Source organism: Mixta calida (genome assembly GCF_002953215.1).
Classification (GTDB): Bacteria; Pseudomonadota; Gammaproteobacteria; order Enterobacterales; family Enterobacteriaceae; genus Mixta; species Mixta calida.
The window spans coordinates 704,627-719,879 of the sequence record NZ_CP026378.1 but is presented as its reverse complement, the minus strand read 5'-3'; the positions used below and the strand labels follow the sequence as shown (position 1 = coordinate 719,879).

General features: G+C 62.1%; 16 protein-coding genes. 9 read left to right on the top strand and 7 right to left on the bottom strand.

What is annotated here, in order from left to right:
* Positions 1–10: 10 nt before the first annotated feature.
* The 5 genes from C2E16_RS03400 to C2E16_RS03380 form a co-directional block, all read right to left on the bottom strand.
* The gene (locus C2E16_RS03400) at positions 11–847 is read right to left on the bottom strand and encodes a PTS system mannose/fructose/sorbose family transporter subunit IID (protein WP_084971454.1); all 837 of its coding nucleotides are present in this window, start codon (positions 845–847) and stop codon (positions 11–13) included.
* Positions 828–1,604, bottom strand: coding sequence for a PTS mannose/fructose/sorbose/N-acetylgalactosamine transporter subunit IIC (locus tag C2E16_RS03395; protein WP_038628580.1), 777 nt, complete (start codon positions 1,602–1,604; stop codon positions 828–830). The genes C2E16_RS03400 and C2E16_RS03395 overlap by 20 nt, the downstream gene beginning before the upstream one ends.
* 14 nt (positions 1,605–1,618) lie before the next feature.
* Complete coding sequence (locus C2E16_RS03390; RefSeq protein ID WP_038628583.1) at positions 1,619–2,089, bottom strand: PTS sugar transporter subunit IIB; 471 nt, start codon at positions 2,087–2,089, stop codon at positions 1,619–1,621.
* 15 nt (positions 2,090–2,104) lie between these two features.
* Entirely contained in the window at positions 2,105–2,527 is a 423-nt protein-coding gene (locus C2E16_RS03385) for a PTS sugar transporter subunit IIA (protein ID WP_038628585.1), read from the bottom strand.
* Positions 2,528–2,616: 89 nt separating this feature from the next.
* Entirely contained in the window at positions 2,617–5,379 is a 2,763-nt protein-coding gene (locus C2E16_RS03380; RefSeq protein ID WP_038630136.1) for a sigma 54-interacting transcriptional regulator, read from the bottom strand.
* Between the two features lie 191 nt (positions 5,380–5,570).
* On the opposite strand from C2E16_RS03380, the gene C2E16_RS03375 reads away from it, so the two are divergent.
* The gene (locus C2E16_RS03375; protein WP_104951415.1) at positions 5,571–6,560 is read left to right on the top strand and encodes a lytic transglycosylase domain-containing protein; all 990 of its coding nucleotides are present in this window, start codon (positions 5,571–5,573) and stop codon (positions 6,558–6,560) included.
* A 123-nt stretch (positions 6,561–6,683) separates the two neighbouring features.
* On the opposite strand, the gene C2E16_RS03370 is transcribed toward C2E16_RS03375, so the two are convergent.
* On the bottom strand, positions 6,684–7,700 hold the full coding sequence (locus C2E16_RS03370) for a hypothetical protein (protein ID WP_257152255.1): 1,017 nt from the start codon (positions 7,698–7,700) through the stop codon (positions 6,684–6,686).
* A 73-nt stretch (positions 7,701–7,773) separates the two neighbouring features.
* Entirely contained in the window at positions 7,774–8,544 is a 771-nt protein-coding gene (locus C2E16_RS03365; RefSeq protein WP_038628591.1) for a hypothetical protein, read from the bottom strand.
* 466 nt (positions 8,545–9,010) lie between these two features.
* Here C2E16_RS03365 and C2E16_RS03360 point away from each other — a divergent pair, with 466 nt between their 5' ends.
* The 8 genes from C2E16_RS03360 to sctC all read left to right on the top strand — a co-directional run bounded on the left by C2E16_RS03360 (position 9,011) and on the right by sctC (position 15,250).
* A complete protein-coding gene (locus C2E16_RS03360) occupies positions 9,011–10,003 on the top strand; it encodes a sigma 54-interacting transcriptional regulator (RefSeq protein ID WP_038628593.1) in 993 nt (330 codons plus the stop codon).
* Positions 10,004–10,170: 167 nt separating this feature from the next.
* Positions 10,171–10,410 carry a hypothetical protein gene (locus C2E16_RS03355; RefSeq protein WP_038628595.1) on the top strand — a complete coding sequence of 80 codons (240 nt, stop codon included), beginning with the start codon at positions 10,171–10,173 and terminating at the stop codon, positions 10,408–10,410.
* Between the two features lie 67 nt (positions 10,411–10,477).
* Positions 10,478–10,849, top strand: coding sequence for an EscI/YscI/HrpB family type III secretion system inner rod protein (locus C2E16_RS03350; RefSeq protein ID WP_038628597.1), 372 nt, complete (start codon positions 10,478–10,480; stop codon positions 10,847–10,849).
* Positions 10,850–10,854: 5 nt separating this feature from the next.
* Entirely contained in the window at positions 10,855–11,631 is a 777-nt protein-coding gene (sctJ, locus tag C2E16_RS03345; protein WP_084971627.1) for a type III secretion system inner membrane ring lipoprotein SctJ, read from the top strand.
* The gene (locus tag C2E16_RS03340; RefSeq protein ID WP_104951413.1) at positions 11,628–12,194 is read left to right on the top strand and encodes a serine kinase; all 567 of its coding nucleotides are present in this window, start codon (positions 11,628–11,630) and stop codon (positions 12,192–12,194) included. The genes sctJ and C2E16_RS03340 overlap by 4 nt, the downstream gene beginning before the upstream one ends.
* On the top strand, positions 12,181–12,783 hold the full coding sequence (gene sctL, locus C2E16_RS03335) for a type III secretion system stator protein SctL (RefSeq protein ID WP_038628601.1): 603 nt from the start codon (positions 12,181–12,183) through the stop codon (positions 12,781–12,783). The genes C2E16_RS03340 and sctL overlap by 14 nt, the downstream gene beginning before the upstream one ends.
* 74 nt (positions 12,784–12,857) lie before the next feature.
* On the top strand, positions 12,858–13,085 hold the full coding sequence (locus C2E16_RS03330) for an HrpF protein (RefSeq protein WP_038628603.1): 228 nt from the start codon (positions 12,858–12,860) through the stop codon (positions 13,083–13,085).
* 101 nt (positions 13,086–13,186) lie between these two features.
* Positions 13,187–15,250 carry a type III secretion system outer membrane ring subunit SctC gene (sctC, locus tag C2E16_RS03325; RefSeq protein ID WP_227746505.1) on the top strand — a complete coding sequence of 688 codons (2,064 nt, stop codon included), beginning with the start codon at positions 13,187–13,189 and terminating at the stop codon, positions 15,248–15,250.
* Positions 15,251–15,253 lie beyond the last annotated feature (3 nt).

The following is a 15,253-nucleotide window of genomic DNA, read 5'->3' as shown; positions in this document are numbered from 1 at the left end:
GCTTTTCTCCTCAGAGCAGACCAATCCAGGACCCCAGGATGCCGACCACCGCCATCCCGCCAATAATCGCCAGCGGCTGCACCTTTTTCCCCAGCAGCCAGTAAACGATGCCGAAGCTCAGCAGCGGCAACAGACAGGGCATAATGTCGTTGATGATCGACTGCACCTCGGTTTTCGCCTCGCCCGTGCCGAAGGTAATGGGAATGGTGATATCGATCATCGAGGCGGTCATCGCGCCGACCACCATCAGGCCGATGATCGACGCGCCGTAAGTGACGCTCTCCATCATGCCGCTCTGCTGGATGCGCTGTAGCACGCCGGTGCCCAGCACGTACCCCCAGCGGGTAAAGAGCCAGCGCACCAGGATGTGCGGAATATTGAAAATCAGCACAAACAGGATCGGCCCAAGAATATTGCCCTTCAGCGCCAGGCTGGTGCCGATGCCGGTAGCGATCAGCCGCAGCGTGCCCCAGAAGAAGGAGTCGCCCAGCCCTGCCAGCGGTCCCATCAGCGACGCCTTCACGTTATCGATCGAGGCGCTGTCCATGCCGCCGCCGCTGCGGTTTTTCTCCTCCATCGCCGCGGTGATGCCGAGGATCAGCGTCACGATATGCGGCGTGGTGTTGAAGAACACCAGGTGGCGCTTCAGCGCGCTGACCAGATCTTCATGGCGCGTATAGAGCTTTTTCAGCACCGGCATCAGCGCGTAGACAAACGCCAGGTTCATCTGCCGCTCATAGTTCCAGGAGAACTCCATCTGGAAAGAGCGCCAGAACACGCGGCGCAGATCGCGCGGGGTGATGGTCGGCTCCGTCGGGTTTTCGTTGTCAGAAATCATCTTCGTCATTCTCAACTCCCTGCGCCGTCGAGGCGCGTTGCACAGGCTGATGCGTCACGTTGACCATCACCACCGCGGCGATAGCGCCCAGAATGGCGATGCCGGTAACCGGAATTTTCAGGTAGGCCATCAGCGCGAAGCCGAGGAAAAACCAGGGCGCTACCTTTTTATTGATCAGCAGCCGCGCCAGCATCGCAAAGCCGAGCGCCGGAATGATGCCGGTCGCCACGCTCAGCCCGTGTTTAATAAATTCGGGGATGGCGTCGAGCAGGCTTTTCACCGCGCCGCTGCCGACAAGGAATGAAACGGTGACGATGGTCGCCAGCATCAGCGACAGGCCGAACCCCGCCAGCAGATGCATGCGTTCGATGCCGCCGGTATCGCCCCGCTCCGCATAGACGTCCGCCTTGTGGCTGAGCGTGGGAATAAACAGCCCCAGATAGACGTTTTTCAACACCAGCGTCAGGGTGGCGATCGGCAGGCCGAGCAGCAGCGCCGTCTCGGTGCCTGCGCCGGAGGTGATGGCGAAGGCGACGCCGAGAATGCCGCCGGTCACCACATCGGGCGGAATCGACGCGCCGACCGAAAACGAGCCGATAAACGCCAGCTCCAGCGTCGCGCCCATTATCACCCCGGTTTGCACGTCGCCCAGCACCAGCCCGGTCAGCAGGCCGGTGACGATGGGCCGCGAGAGCAGCGAAGTGCCGAGCGCATATTCGGACTGAGCGATAAACGCCACCAGCCCCAGCAGAAGTGCCTCTGTCATGGTGACTCCCCGCGCTACAGCGCCTCGGTAAACAGCTGTTTGCGATCGCCGGGTACCTGACGGATTTCAATTTCCGTCCCCGCCTGCGTCAGCTCCTGCAACAGCGCAATCTCTTCCGGCAGGACGTTAATCGCTTTCGAGATATTGCGGCTGCCCTCGCGCGCCTTGATGCCGCCGAGGTTGATGCTGACGATCTGCGGCACCGCCGACGCCAGTCGCCAGGCGTCCGCCACCGACTCGACGACGATAAACAGCTTGTACTTATCGGTGACGCCGCTTTTGATCGCCTCGATGGCGTCGTCGATGCTTTTGATCACCAGCTTCACCGCTGGCGGCTTCGCCAGCTTGATGGTGGTTTTGCGCAGGTCGTCGTTCGGCACGCTGTCGTTGGCGATCAGAATGCAGTCGGCGCCAATATATTGCGTCCAGGAAAAGGCCACCTGGCCGTGCAGCAGTCGGTGATCGACACGTAAGAGCTTTATCATTGTTATCCTCCTCGCTCAGAAATCTTTGTCGGCGCAGCGGGCGCCGCTGATGGTCTGGTTGCAGTACTGCATGCCTTCTCTGGCGTTGGCCAGCGCCTCGTGGATAAGCTGAAGCGCAGGCTCGTCCGGCGGCGCGATCAACATCTCAATCACCAGCGGCAGGTTTAAGCCCGCCAGCAGATGAAAATCGGGTCGATGGAGATAGCGAATAAATTCGTTGTTCACGCTGCCGGCGAAGATGTCGGTAATGACAATCAGCTCGTCCTGCGGCGTAAAGGCGTCCATCAGGCTATCCACCTGGCGGGTTAAATCTTCGTTTTCATCCACATAGGCGCACAGCGTGTGCAGGTGCGGCTGGGCGCCCAGTATTAACTCGACGGAATGACGGATGCCGGCGGCGAAGGTGCCGTGGCTGGCAAAAATGTAGTGACGTTTCATCCTGACCTCATCAAGCGTTTCCACGCAGAGATAAGAGCAACCGGCGTGCCAGAAATAGTGGCGCGCCGGAAACGAAGCGGCAGAAGGGATTAAAACTCTTGATCTGACGGGATAAATTCGGTCTGGCGATGCAAAATATCGTGGATGTAATGCAGCTCGGCGTCGGGGATTTTGACACTGTAGCTGGCCTCAATGACACTAAGCGCCTCGCGCAGCGGATTGAGCTGCCGCGACGGACGCTGCGTTCCGCTGTAACGCTGAATCGCCGCCTGACGGATGAGCCGCTCAATCAGGCAGCTGATATGAATATAGAGCGCCACCTTGCGATCGTTGGCGAGCTGTAGTCCGACAAGATGCTGATAGCGCAGCAAAAACTGTTCGACCTGATTAATCACCTTACCGGTATCCAGAATGGTCACCGACTCGATCACCCGCCGCAGCGAGAAGTTTTTCACGATCTGGTTATTGATCTCCTCAATCTGCGAGGCGCTGGCGAGGCCGCCGAGCAGGGTGTTCAGCGCCGCGCTGCCCTGGCCGGAAATCAGCGACTCCAGCGAAATCCACGGCACCGGCAGACCGGGATCGAGCGTGCCGACCACCGCCAGCACCTCATAACGCGCCAGCAGCGAAGCGCGCTTCGCCTCATCCGTCAGGCTGTCGTCGTCGCAGGCCACCATCTCAATCGCCAGCGCCTCCGGGATGCTCGCCTTCAACAGCGCGCTCAGGTTGCTGGCCGCGCCGAGTCCGGTGGCGCAGGCGGTGATAATGGCGCGCGGCTTGTTCTGCTGCGGCCAGATCAGCTGGTGCTCGATCGGCAGGTCGGCGGCCACCTCGCTGACGATCGCCTCCGGGTAGTCGCCGCGCAGGATGCGTTCGCCCACGTAAAGCGCCATGCGCGTCGAGACGTTGCTGATAATCGCCACCGGCGTGGTGATGCGGCGCTGGAAATGCTGGTGGATCAGGTTCAGCGATCCCATATCCACCAGAATCACCAGCCCGGACGCCAGCGCGTTGCGCTCGATATAGTTCATCACCTCGCTGGCGATCGCTTCCGGCGTCACGTCCAGCGGCATATCGAACGATTCGAACAGGTTGCTTTTCAACAGACGATTCGCCACGTTGGCGATGCTGCTGGCGGTCGCGTAGCCGTGTGCGAGGATCACCGCGCGCGTCATCTGCGTCTGGCTCAGCGCGCCGCTTTTTTGCAGCCAGAGGATCAGCAGCAGCGCGTCGATGCGCTGCGGCTGCAAATCGAGCTTATGAGTCACCGCCGACAGCACTTCATGGCAGAAGCGGCAGAGCAGCGGATAGCGCTGTTCCAGCGCGTGCGAGAGCTGGCGCATCAGTTCCGTATTCAGGCGTGCTGGCGTTTCGCTGGCGCGCTGTAACAGATAGTGGCTCAGGGCGTAGATGCAGTTGCCGTTAAATTGCAGACCGAAGCGCTTCTCCAGCCGGTAGAATTCCTCGCGCACCTGGCTGCTGGTCAGCAGCAGCATCGACGACGCTTCCCGATCGCGGTTATCGAAAATCAGCCGGTCGAACAGCATCTCAATCTCGCCGCCCATGCGCTTTTCCATCTCTTCCCACGCCATCAGCCCGCCGCGCCAGCGTGCGAACAGCGCCAGCACGCTAAGCTGCGTCTCCTGAATTAGCAGGCGCGCGCCGTTCTGCTGCCGCAGCAGCCAGTCGGGCGAGGCGGCGCGATCGATCAGCAGCGGCTCGTCCGGCACCTGCGGGTCGCCGAGCGCGGGCAGCTGCGCCATCACCGTCTCCGGCAGATCGTGCAGCGTCACCTCGATAGTGGTCTGTCCGCGCTGCCGCGCCCAGGCGGAGGCGACGCTGTATTTCACCGCGTTCTTCATCTCGCCGACGTTGCCGCGCCAGATATGACTTTCCAGCGCCGCCGTCAGCCGCGGGCTGAGCCGCAGGTTGCCGCCCACCCGCTGCGCCTCGCGCCAGAAAAACTGCCGCATCAGCGCCTGCTTCTCCTGTTGGCTGCGGCTTTCCAAATCGGGCAGCGTCACCTGAATGGGAATACGACGGATAAAGGTAGTAAGAAAGGTGCTGTGCACCTCCTCGGTAGTGGCGAAAATCAGCCGTGCCTGCACCTGCTGCCCCTGCGCCGTTTCGCCCACCCGGAAGATCTCCTTGCGGTCGAGCCAGGTAAACAGCTTCTCCTGCCCCTCGGCGTTGAGACGGTGCACCTCATCGAGAAACAGAATGCCGCCCTGCGCCGCCTCGAACGCGCCCGCCCGATCGCTGACCGCGCCGGTAAAGGCGCCCTTCACATAGCCGAACAGGTTGGCGGCCAGCAGTTCGGGATTGCTGGCGTACTGAGCGCAGTTGAAGTTGATAAAGGGCGCGTCGGGCGCGATCACCTGCTGCGCGATGGCGTACTCATGCAGCAGCTGCGCCATATAGCTTTTGCCGGTGCCGCTGTCGCCGGTGATCAACAGCGGCAGTCCGCCGTCGGGATAGAACAGCGCGGTTTTCAGCTGCTCGATCGGTTTCTTCAGGCTGCCGTCATGGCCGATCAGCAGCGCAAAATGGTCGGCGGCGGGCGCGCGATCCCCCTCCTCCGCTAACAGCTCATCGACGCTGCTATATTCGCTGCGCGACAGCGGAAAGAACTGCTGCTCAAAGCTGCCCTTATGCAGAAAGCAGACCGGGCGGGTATTGATTTTTATCAGCTGTCCCTCGGCGACCAGCTGGTTGAGATAGTGGCTGGCGGTGTTGCGCTGCATGGCGAAGCGCTGCGCCAGCCAGCTGGCGGTGAAGACCTCGCTAAGGTGCTGCGGGTCAAAAAAATCGGTCTGATTAAGCAGAAAATTCAGTAATTTATCTTTGCGCATCATGATTTCCCCGGTTTACATCAAGGGCTATGATGCCGCGAAGTCAGCGATGCGGGCGTTCGTCGCGCTGGGGAATTGCCGTTTTGTGGCATGCCGCACAGATTGTCGCATCACCTTTGCGGGGCAGCAGGAACCCTTTGCGCGTCTGCGCCACTTAACAGACTGACCCCACACGCAATAAGGACCTGAGCATGATCACACTACCCGGAGGGCCCGGCCCCCTGCAAACGCTGCCGCCACCCGATCTGAGCAACCTGAGCGACAAAAATCCGCTGGCGACCGGCGGCCCACTCGCATCCGGCGCGATGAATTCGCCGATCGATTTCGGTCAGAGCGGCGGCGGCGGCACCGATCTTGCGGCGCTGCTCGGCCAGAACGGCGGCAATCCGCAGCAGAAGGTGGATAACGCTATCGCCCAGACGCTGACCCAGCTGATCAGCGCGTTGATTTCGTCGCTGATGCCGCTGCTCCAACAGCTTGCCAGCCAGCAGAACGGCGACGGCGGTCAGCAGAACGCGGCCGCTTCAGGCGTTGGCGGCTCGCCGCAGAATTTGACTGCTGCGCCTGACGGCGGCCAGAGCGTCCCCCAACCCGGCTCCGACGGCCTGAGCGGGGCAACGCCGAACGGACCGACCGGCAACGGCATGGCCACGCCGGTTAACGGCGCGGGCAACAACGTCACCGCGCCGTCCGGCGGCAGCGGGCTGCATCTGCCAGAGGCGCTGAAGCCGTATGAAGGCGCGATCCAGAATGCAGCGCAAAAAACAGGCGTGCCCGGCGAGGTGCTGGCGGCGCAAATCTGGCAGGAGTCGCGCGGCAACCTGGGCGCCGCCACGGTTAACGGCGGCAACGGCCTGCAGGACAGCGGCCTGATGCAGGTCAACAGCAACACCTTCGCCGATTTGCAGAGCAAAAACCCCGATCTGCTGGGGCCGAACGCCAGCGCCAGTAATCCTGCGGACAACATCATGGCGGGCGCGCTCTATATGAAAGAGCAGTTGGGCGACTTCGGCGGCAATATGGGCGCGGCGCTGCGTGCCTACAATTCCGGGCCGCTTAACGTCAACGTTAACGATCTCAGCGATATCTCGAAAACCGGCACCGGCGACGCCACCTATGTGAACAAGGTGATGAATTTCGCCTCGATCATCAGCAGCGGCCAGGGCACTCTGCCCGCGTGATAACCGCCTCCCTGCGCGTCAGGCGCGGGGAGGCAGCGTCGTCCGCACTCCACTCGTAAAAAAGTCCCTGCGCCGGCGGTGCAGGGACCTGGATTGCGCCTTCTGCCTCATGAAAAAGCTGCCTCATGAAAAAGGCGGTGGGTCTTTCTTGTTTTTGCCGCTGTTCTCCAGCGCGATGGAGATCGTATCGGTAGCCGCCGTCACCGCCCAGCCGACCGGCCCGCGCGCCAGGCCCATTGCGCCCTCGGCCAGTCCTTTAAAGCCGCCGCTAAAGACCTCGCCCAGGGTGCGTGCTTCGCCGATATTGTTAAACACCGGCGCCAGGATCGACTTCAGAATAGGGATATTGGACAACACGCGGCCGATTTCGCCCATGCCCCACTGGAAGTTATCCTTGTTGGTGCCGTCTTTGCGCACGTGGGTATCCTTCGTCTGCGGCAGATTGCCGTCCGCAGGCAGCGCGCTCAATCCATTTTCGGCGATATCCTTCAATACGCCCGCTTCGGTACCGTGACGCGCGTCGCCATCCTTGGTGATCCCCTCGATTTTCCCGTTGCCGTGTACATCGCCGCGGCTCTCGCCGTCACGATCGTTGAGTCCTTTCACGCTGTTCAGCACGCAGGCCATATTGTAGGCGGCGTCGGCGCGGCTTTTCGGATCGGGGTTATCGGCGGTCCAGTCGCCGAAGCGCTCTTTCAACCGATCGCGTTTGATATCCTTCTGATTGCCCAGATTTTTCAGTACCGGGTTCTCGTCAAGGATCGCTTCCGCGCTGCGGTTATCGCCCGGCGGACGGCCGGTCAGGTTCTCCTCCGTCGGTCTGACGCTGGTGTCATGCTCGCTGGCGCGCACCTGTCCATTGCCTGCGCCGCCGTTCTGGGTAATGAGCGGCGTAAGATTTTGCAGCTTCTCATCCGGCGTCGCCGTCTGCTGCGCCTGTTGTCCGGCCGTCAGGTTCAGCATCAGCGCCTGTAACCCCATCAGCATCAGCAGGCTTTGTAAAAAAGCGCCCTGCTGTCCGCCGCTCGCCTGCGGCGCTTCGCCGGACACATCGTCCAGCAGCGGCGCGTTAGCCGCCGCGCCGCCGTAGTTGAGCACGCCGCTGTTTTTTAGCGCGGGCTGCTCAGTGACGCTGGCCAACAGCGCGCCGGACGGGGGCGCGGGTTTATCAGGAAAAAGGGGGCGATGCCCCCTCCGTTAACGTTTAACGCCATTACTTCACGCCTCCGTTATTCTGCGAACCGCCGCCCAGCAGCGACATCAGCGCATTCAGACCGGTCATCTGCATCACCGAATTCAGCAGATTGCCCAGCATGTTGCCGCCGCCGGACTGTGCGTTGTTCTGGCCGCCATTATTACTTTGCGCGCCCGCGCTGTTGCCGCCGCCCTGCTGCATGCCGGTCAGTTGCTGCATCAGCTGCATCATTTGCTGCATCATCTGCATAACCTGCTGGATCATGCCGTTAACGCCGCCCTGATTGCCCTGCGCCGCCTGATTGCCAGCTGGCTGCTGCTGTTGCTGGCTCGCCTGCTGCAACGGATTTTGACCGCCGCCTTTCAGCAGCTGTTGCAGGCCAATCAGCATCAGCAGCTGTTGCAGCATCTGTCCGACGCCGCCGCTTTTGCCGCCCGATGAGAGCAGGCCGCCGCTCTGATTGCCAGGCTGCGCGGTGGTCGAGTACAGGTTATTGGCGGTGGCGCCGGTGCCGCCGGTAAGGCCGCTGCCCGTCAGGCCCAGCGCGCCGCCGCCAGCGTTCAGACCAAAGTCGAGCAGGTTACCGCCCAACTTGCCGCCCTTGCCGTTTTTCCCGTCCACACCCTGGCCGTTATTGAGGCTGGTGCTGTTATTGGTGATATTGCCGCCCGGCGTCGTGGTGTTGGTACGCGGCCCGTTCGGACCGATATCCTGACGCCCTTTGCCGGATAAATCAGGTGGTGGCATGGTTGTTTTGCCGCCGCCGAAACCGCCGATTTTGAATCCCATACATCCTCCGATTAAACGTTACATTTATGAATGAATTGAGCTTTACAGACCCAGCCTGCTCGCCGGTTGCCGACATTTTTCAAGGCTTCGCAGGCTCTGACTCGCTTTGTAAGTGGCGCAGGGGAATGGGGAGTTCCATTTCTGTGCAAATTAGGTGTGCGGCAGCGCACAGACATAAAAATTTCATCTGACGCCCTTGATGTACAAGGCGTCGTCGCAAGCGGCACGGTAACAGGGCTGAACGTCATTCTGTCAGGAAATCCCTACAGCGACGTTGGAAATCCCTACGTGTTTATCAGCCCAGACTGATAGCTGTCGCAGATTGTTATGGCGGAAAGTAAGGAAACCGAATGGTTTTGTAATTTTTTATGACCGGCATGCCATAAAAAAAACTTCACAATTGTCATTGCCACATCAGCGTATAACTACGCGCAGCAAAAATTCGTGTCGAGTTACTGGAGACATTATGGTTAAAGCGATTACCACCAGCACGCGCTGCCCGGCGCAAGAGAGCCGGCGCACCGGCCATGCTGATCTGTCCCCGCTGAATTCGCCTGCGCTCACGGGGTGCGCCTTTCCGACGGCAGATATTCATGCGCATCTGCATAAACTGGTTGAGACTATCGCCCCTCTGAATGTGGATGTGCTGCTGGAAGGCGAAACCGGCACCGGCAAAGATACGCTGGCGCGCCGCATCTACGAACGCTCCGGCTGCCGTGGCCCGCTGGTGCCGGTCAACTGCGGCGCGATCCCGGAAACCCTGGCGGAAAGCGAGCTGTTCGGCGTGGTCTCCGGCGCCTACACCGGCGCCAGCCACTCGCGTCCCGGCTATATCGAGGCGGCGAACAACGGCATTCTGTTTCTCGACGAGATCGACAGCATGCCGCTGACGGTACAGGCCAAGCTGCTGCGCATGCTGGAGACACGCGCCATCGAGCGTCTCGGCAGCACACGCTGCATTCCGCTCACGTTGCGGGTGATCGCCGCCGCCCAGACGCCGCTGGAGCAGCTGGTGACGCAGGGCCGTTTCCGCCGCGATCTCTATTTCCGCCTGAACACCATTACGCTGGCGACGCCGACGGTGCGTTCGCGGCCGGAGCTGATTATTCCGCTGTTCCGCCAGTTCACTCAGGACGCCGCCCAGCGGCTCGATCAGCCGCTGCCGCCGCGTGCGCCAGGGCTGGACGAAGCGTTGCTGCTGCATAACTGGCCGGGCAACATCCGGGAGCTGAAAGCGGCGGCGGAGCGCTTTGTGTTGGGGCTGCCGCCGCTCTGCCAGCAGGCGATCCCGCAGGCGGAATCGATCGTCCTGAAAGAGCGTCTGCGCCGCATTGAGCGCAGCCTGATCCATGAGTGTCTGCATCGTCATGGCCACCGCATCGATGAGGTGGTGCATGAACTGGGCATTCCGCGCCGTACCCTTTACCACCGTCTGAAGCAGCTAAAGCTGAGCGCCTGAAGGCGCTTTCCGCCCTGAGCGCCGCGCGCCCGATTGCGCGCCCGGCGCCCCGTGTATCCCGCCCGTGAGAAAAAAATCCGCTTTTTTGGAACCGCCGCCGTCGCCTCGCCACTTAACTAACGAAACCATTGCAGCAGTACCAATCAACCATTAGCGAGGAAACAACCATGGGTGCAACTTCAGGTATTTCTAACTTCATCACCGGCGGCGCCAGCTCCCTGAGCCAGATTTCAGGCGCGTTGGGCGGCGCAGACTTTATGATGGAAATGCAGGGCGTACAGAAAGAGATGCAGCAGAACCAGGTGGCGAAAGCCAAGCTGGACGCGGAAAACCAGCGCATCAACGGCATCGCCGACAGCGCCGCGCAGGCGGGCTCGGCGGCCGCCCAGGTGAAGATCCAGTACTAAGCGTCGCGGGCAGGGAGGAGATCGCCTGACTCCTCCCTCTCTTCTTCTTTCACAGCGAGCCGAACCGATGAAAGTTAATCACGCATCTTCTCTGCCGACCCCTTCCGTTACGCTGGAAGCGGACAACGACGCGCCAGCCGCCAACGGCGCCGACGCGCAGTGGTTCAGCGCGGCGCTCAACGCGCCGGAAGCGTCAGCATCCGCAGGTTCCGGCGAGGCGCCCAATTTGATCGGCAGCCTGACCGGGGCGATCGCGCGCAACCAGCAGGCGCAGCAGAGCGCATTCCGCGACCTGGAGACCGCTTCGCGCTCCACCAGCTCGCTCGATTTTAGCGCCGCCAACGCCGCGCTGTCGGACTACTACGTACAGAGCCTGATGAACGCCAAGATCATCGCTAAAGGCGTACAGAGTCTGGATAAATTAACCAACCTACAGTAAACGCTATGCGACCTTCTCTGGTGAAAGCCTTGCTGATCGGTGCGCTTGCTCTGCTGCTGAGCGGCTGCGGCGACGATACCGTTCTGAACAGCAACCTGGCGGAAAACGACGCTAACGACATTATCGCTGAGCTGAACCGCTACCATATCGCCGCCAGCAAGCAGGTGGATAAAACGGGCGTCTCGGTGCGGGTGGCGTCGGAAAATATTGAGCGTTCGGTCAATATTCTCGACGCGGCCGGGCTGCCGCGCAAGGCGCGCACCAATCTCGGCGAGGTGTTCCAGAAAAGCGGCGTGATCTCCAGCCCGATGGAGGAGCGGGCGCGCTATATCTACGCCCTGTCGCAGGAGGTGGAATCGACGCTGGCGCAAATTGACGGCGTGGTGGTGGCGCGCGTGCATGTGGTGCTGCCGGAGCGCATCGCGCCGGGCGAACCGGTACAGCCCGCCTCCGCCTCGGTGTTTATCAAATATCACGACACGCTCGACCCTGACAGCATCGAGCCGCGCATTCGCCGCCTGGTGGCGACCAGTATTCCCGGCCTGGTGGGGCGCGACGATCGCGATCTCGCTATCGTGTTCGTACCGGCCAAAATGTATGAAGATCGCGTTGAAACAGTGAAGATGGGGCCTTTTACCCTTTCGCCGGGGCAGTATTCGCTGACAAAAGGCGTCTTAAGCGTCGCGGGCGTGCTGCTGCTGTTGATTCTCGGCATCGTGACGCTGCGCGCCGGCAAAAAAAGCGCGCGCCATACGGTCGCCAACCCAGGGAAATCGTCATGACCGCGCAGGCGTGGCTGACGTGGTGGCACAGCGGCTACTGGCGCGCGGCGCATGACAGCTGGCGTCAAGACGCCTGGTTTGCCCTGTCGCCTTCGCAACAGCAGCGGCTGACGCGCCTGCACGCCGGGACAATCGGACGGCAATGGGGCATCGACCCCGCGCCGCTGCCAGCGCCGCAGCCGCTGCTGCTGACAATCGCCTCGCTGGATGAAGCGGAAAAAACGCGACTGTTGCTGCTGGTCGCCGCCGTCTGCGGCGCGGAAACCGCGCTGCCCGGCGACGATAAAATCTGGTGCCGACGGCTGGCGAAAGGGCTGCGCCCGGAAAGCTGGCTGCCGGAAAACGTCTCTCCGACATCGGCATCGGCGCTGACGCTGTTGCAGGCGCTCGCGCCCGACTGCTGGCTTCGGCTGCGCATGGCCTTCCCGCGCGACGCCGCCCTTGCCTGCCCCTCACCGCCGCTGGCGCTGCCCGCCCGACGGCTACGGCCGATTTGGGAAGCGGCGCTGTGGCGCTGTCGGCCCACACAGGAAGAACAGGAGTCGGACGATGTGGCGTCTTAAGCAGATCGCCTGTTTTACGCCGCCGGGACCGCAGCAGGCAGTGCTCAGCCGCGACGATCTGGCGCAGCAGGCGCAGGCGCAATCGCTGCTGGACGCCGCGCAATATCAGGCGCAGGCGCTGATCGAACAGGCGCAGGAGGAGGCGCGACAGATTCGCCAGCAGGCGGAAGCGGACGCGATTTCGATCTGCGAAGACGCGCAGGCGCGCTTCTGGCAACAGGCGCAGCCGCTGTTCGACGACTGGCAACAACAGCGCGAGGCGCAGCAGCGCCAGGTGGTCGAACTGGCCAGCCGCCTGCTGGCCGAGGGGCTGTCGCACTGTCTGGCGCAGGTGCCGCCGCAGGATCGCCTGCAGGCGCTGCTGACCCAGCTGCTGAACCGCTGCGCGCCGGAAATCCAGGCGACGCTCTGCTGCGCGCCTTCTCAGCAGCCGACACTGGCGGCCTGGCTCAGCGAACGTCCGGCGCTGCGCTGGCGGCTGGCGCCCGACGAAGGGCTGCCGCCGGAGAGCCTGCGGCTGGTGACCGACCAGGGCGAAATGGCGATCGGCTGGCGAACGTTCTGTCAGGCTTTGGGCGCAGAGGGATAATTTTTTATCAGGCGCGGAACCCAACGCGCGCCAGCGCCACTCAAGGGAGGATCTTAACCTAAAGGAGATGCGCCATGCCTTCCGAAGATTTACTGCAACGCCGGTTATCCAGCCAGTCCAGCCGCACCCACAACGAGACCTATCAATTCGCTAAAGAGATGTCGGGCCAGCCGTTCAGCCTCAGCGATATGTACGCCTTCCAGAACCAGCTGTTGGATATGTCCAACGCCAGCTGGGCCAGCTCGCAGTACACCCAGTTCAAGTTCGGCATCCGCAAAGCGATTATCGATGCCATTAACTGACGCGTCGGCGCCCGCCGCCGCTTCCCTGACGCGCGGCAGCTACGGCTGCCGCTAACAGGCTTTCCCGCCCGATCGTGACATCAAGAAGAAAGGAGTAAGGTGTGATCACCCTGCCCGCAATAACAAGACCGCTGCGCTGGGCCGCCGCCCTGCTGCTGCTGGCCTGTAGCAGCCCGCTGTACGCCAGCACGCCGGAAGCCTGGAAGAACGGCGCCTACGCCTATTCCGCCGACAACACGCCGCTCAATATTATTCTCGAAGACTTCACCAACAGCTTCGGCGTCGACATCAATATCGGCACGCTGCCCGACAGCAACGTGACCGGCCGTCTGCGCGCCGCCAGCCCGGAGGCGTTTCTGAACCGTCTGGCGCTGGAGTACCGTTTTCAGTGGTTCGTCTATAACAACACGCTCTACGTCAGCCCGCTGTCGGCGCAAACCTCGCGCCGCCTGGAAATTTCGCCCGACGCCGCGCCCGATATCAAACAGGCGCTGAAGGGCGTCGGCCTGCTGGAGCCGCGCTTCGGCTGGGGCGAGCTGCCTGACGAGGGCGTGGTGCTGGTCACCGGTCCGCCGGAGTACGTCAATCTGATTGCCGACTTCGCCAAAAAATCGGACACGCCAAAAGAGGATAAATCGCCGAAAGAGATGATGGCGTTTCCGCTGAAGTACGCTTCGGTGGCCGACCGCAATATTCGCTACCGCGATCAGACGCTGCTGGTGCCGGGCGTCGCCACCATGCTGAACGAACTGCTGGGACAGAGCAGCAGCGACAGCGCCAAAGGCATGAGCAGCGGTCAGGGCGGCGATGACGGTATGGAGCAGATGCGGATGGAGTCGCAGAACGTGCTCAACCAGCTGATTGGTCGCGGTTCGCATCAGGATCGATCTTCCGCTGGCAGCGCGCTGAGCGCCATGGCGGGACGGGTTTCTGCCGACGTGCGCAACAATGCCCTGCTGGTGCGAGACGATCCGAAATACCGCAGCGCCTACCAGTCGCTGATCGCCATGATCGACGTGCCGCAGAAGCTGATCGAAATTGACGCGCTGATCGTCGATATCGATCGCAACGAACTGGCGCGCCTTTCCAGCAGCTGGGCGGGCCAGTTCGGCAACGTCAGCGGCGGATCGACGCTGCTTTCCGGCCCCAGCACGCTGTTCGTCACCGATTTCCGCCGCTTCTTCGCCGATATTCAGGCGCTGGAAGGCGAAGGCACCGCCTCGATCATCGCCAATCCGTCGATCATGACGCTGGAGAATCAGCCCGCGGTGATCGACTTCAGCGACACCGCTTTTATCCGCGCCGTCGGCGAACGGGTTGCCGATATTCAGGCGGTCACCGCTGGCACCAGCCTGCGCGTCACGCCGCGCGCCATCGGCAGCAGCCAGTCGTCGGTGCAGCTGATTGTCGACGTCGAAGACGGCAAGCTGGAGAAAAACGATGACGGCGAAGCGGAAGGCACCAGCAACGGCGTGATCAGCACCCAGGCGCTGGTGCAGGAGCGGCGCTCGCTGGTGATGGGCGGCTTCCACACCAAGCAGAGCGGCGATCGCGAGCGTCGCGTGCCGATCCTCGGCAGCATTCCGCTGATCGGCAAGCTGTTCACTTCCACCCGCCATGAAACGTCGCAGCGCGAACGGCTGTTTATCATCACCCCGCATCTGGTGGGCGATCAGGTCGATCCTTCGCGCTACATCGCCGATGAGAACCGCACGCAGCTGAATGAAGCGATGGGCGACGTCAACCGCCGTCATAAATATACCGATATGAAAAGCCTGGTGGAGACGGCGCTGCGCGACCTGGCGGAAAACCGCGTGCCGACCGGCTTTTCGACCGGCGGCAGCGGCGAAACGCTGAGCGCGCTCTGTCGCCTGCCGGGCGGCCTGTTCAACGACTATCGTCGTCATCAGTGGTACCACAACAGCTCGGTGCAGATCGCCGTCGGCGTGGTGACCAATAACAGCAACGTGACCCGGCGCTTCGACGAAGCGAGCTGCCGCAGCGACCGCACGCTGGCGGTCGCTGTCTGGCCGCGCGCCCAGCTGCGTCCCGGCGAATCCGCCGAGGTCTACGTCGCTTTTGAACCCGGCGCCGCCGCCCGTCCGGGCCGCGTCTCGCTGCTCTCATCCTCCGGCGGCGTCAGCGCCGGCCGTCTGTTACGTTAAGGA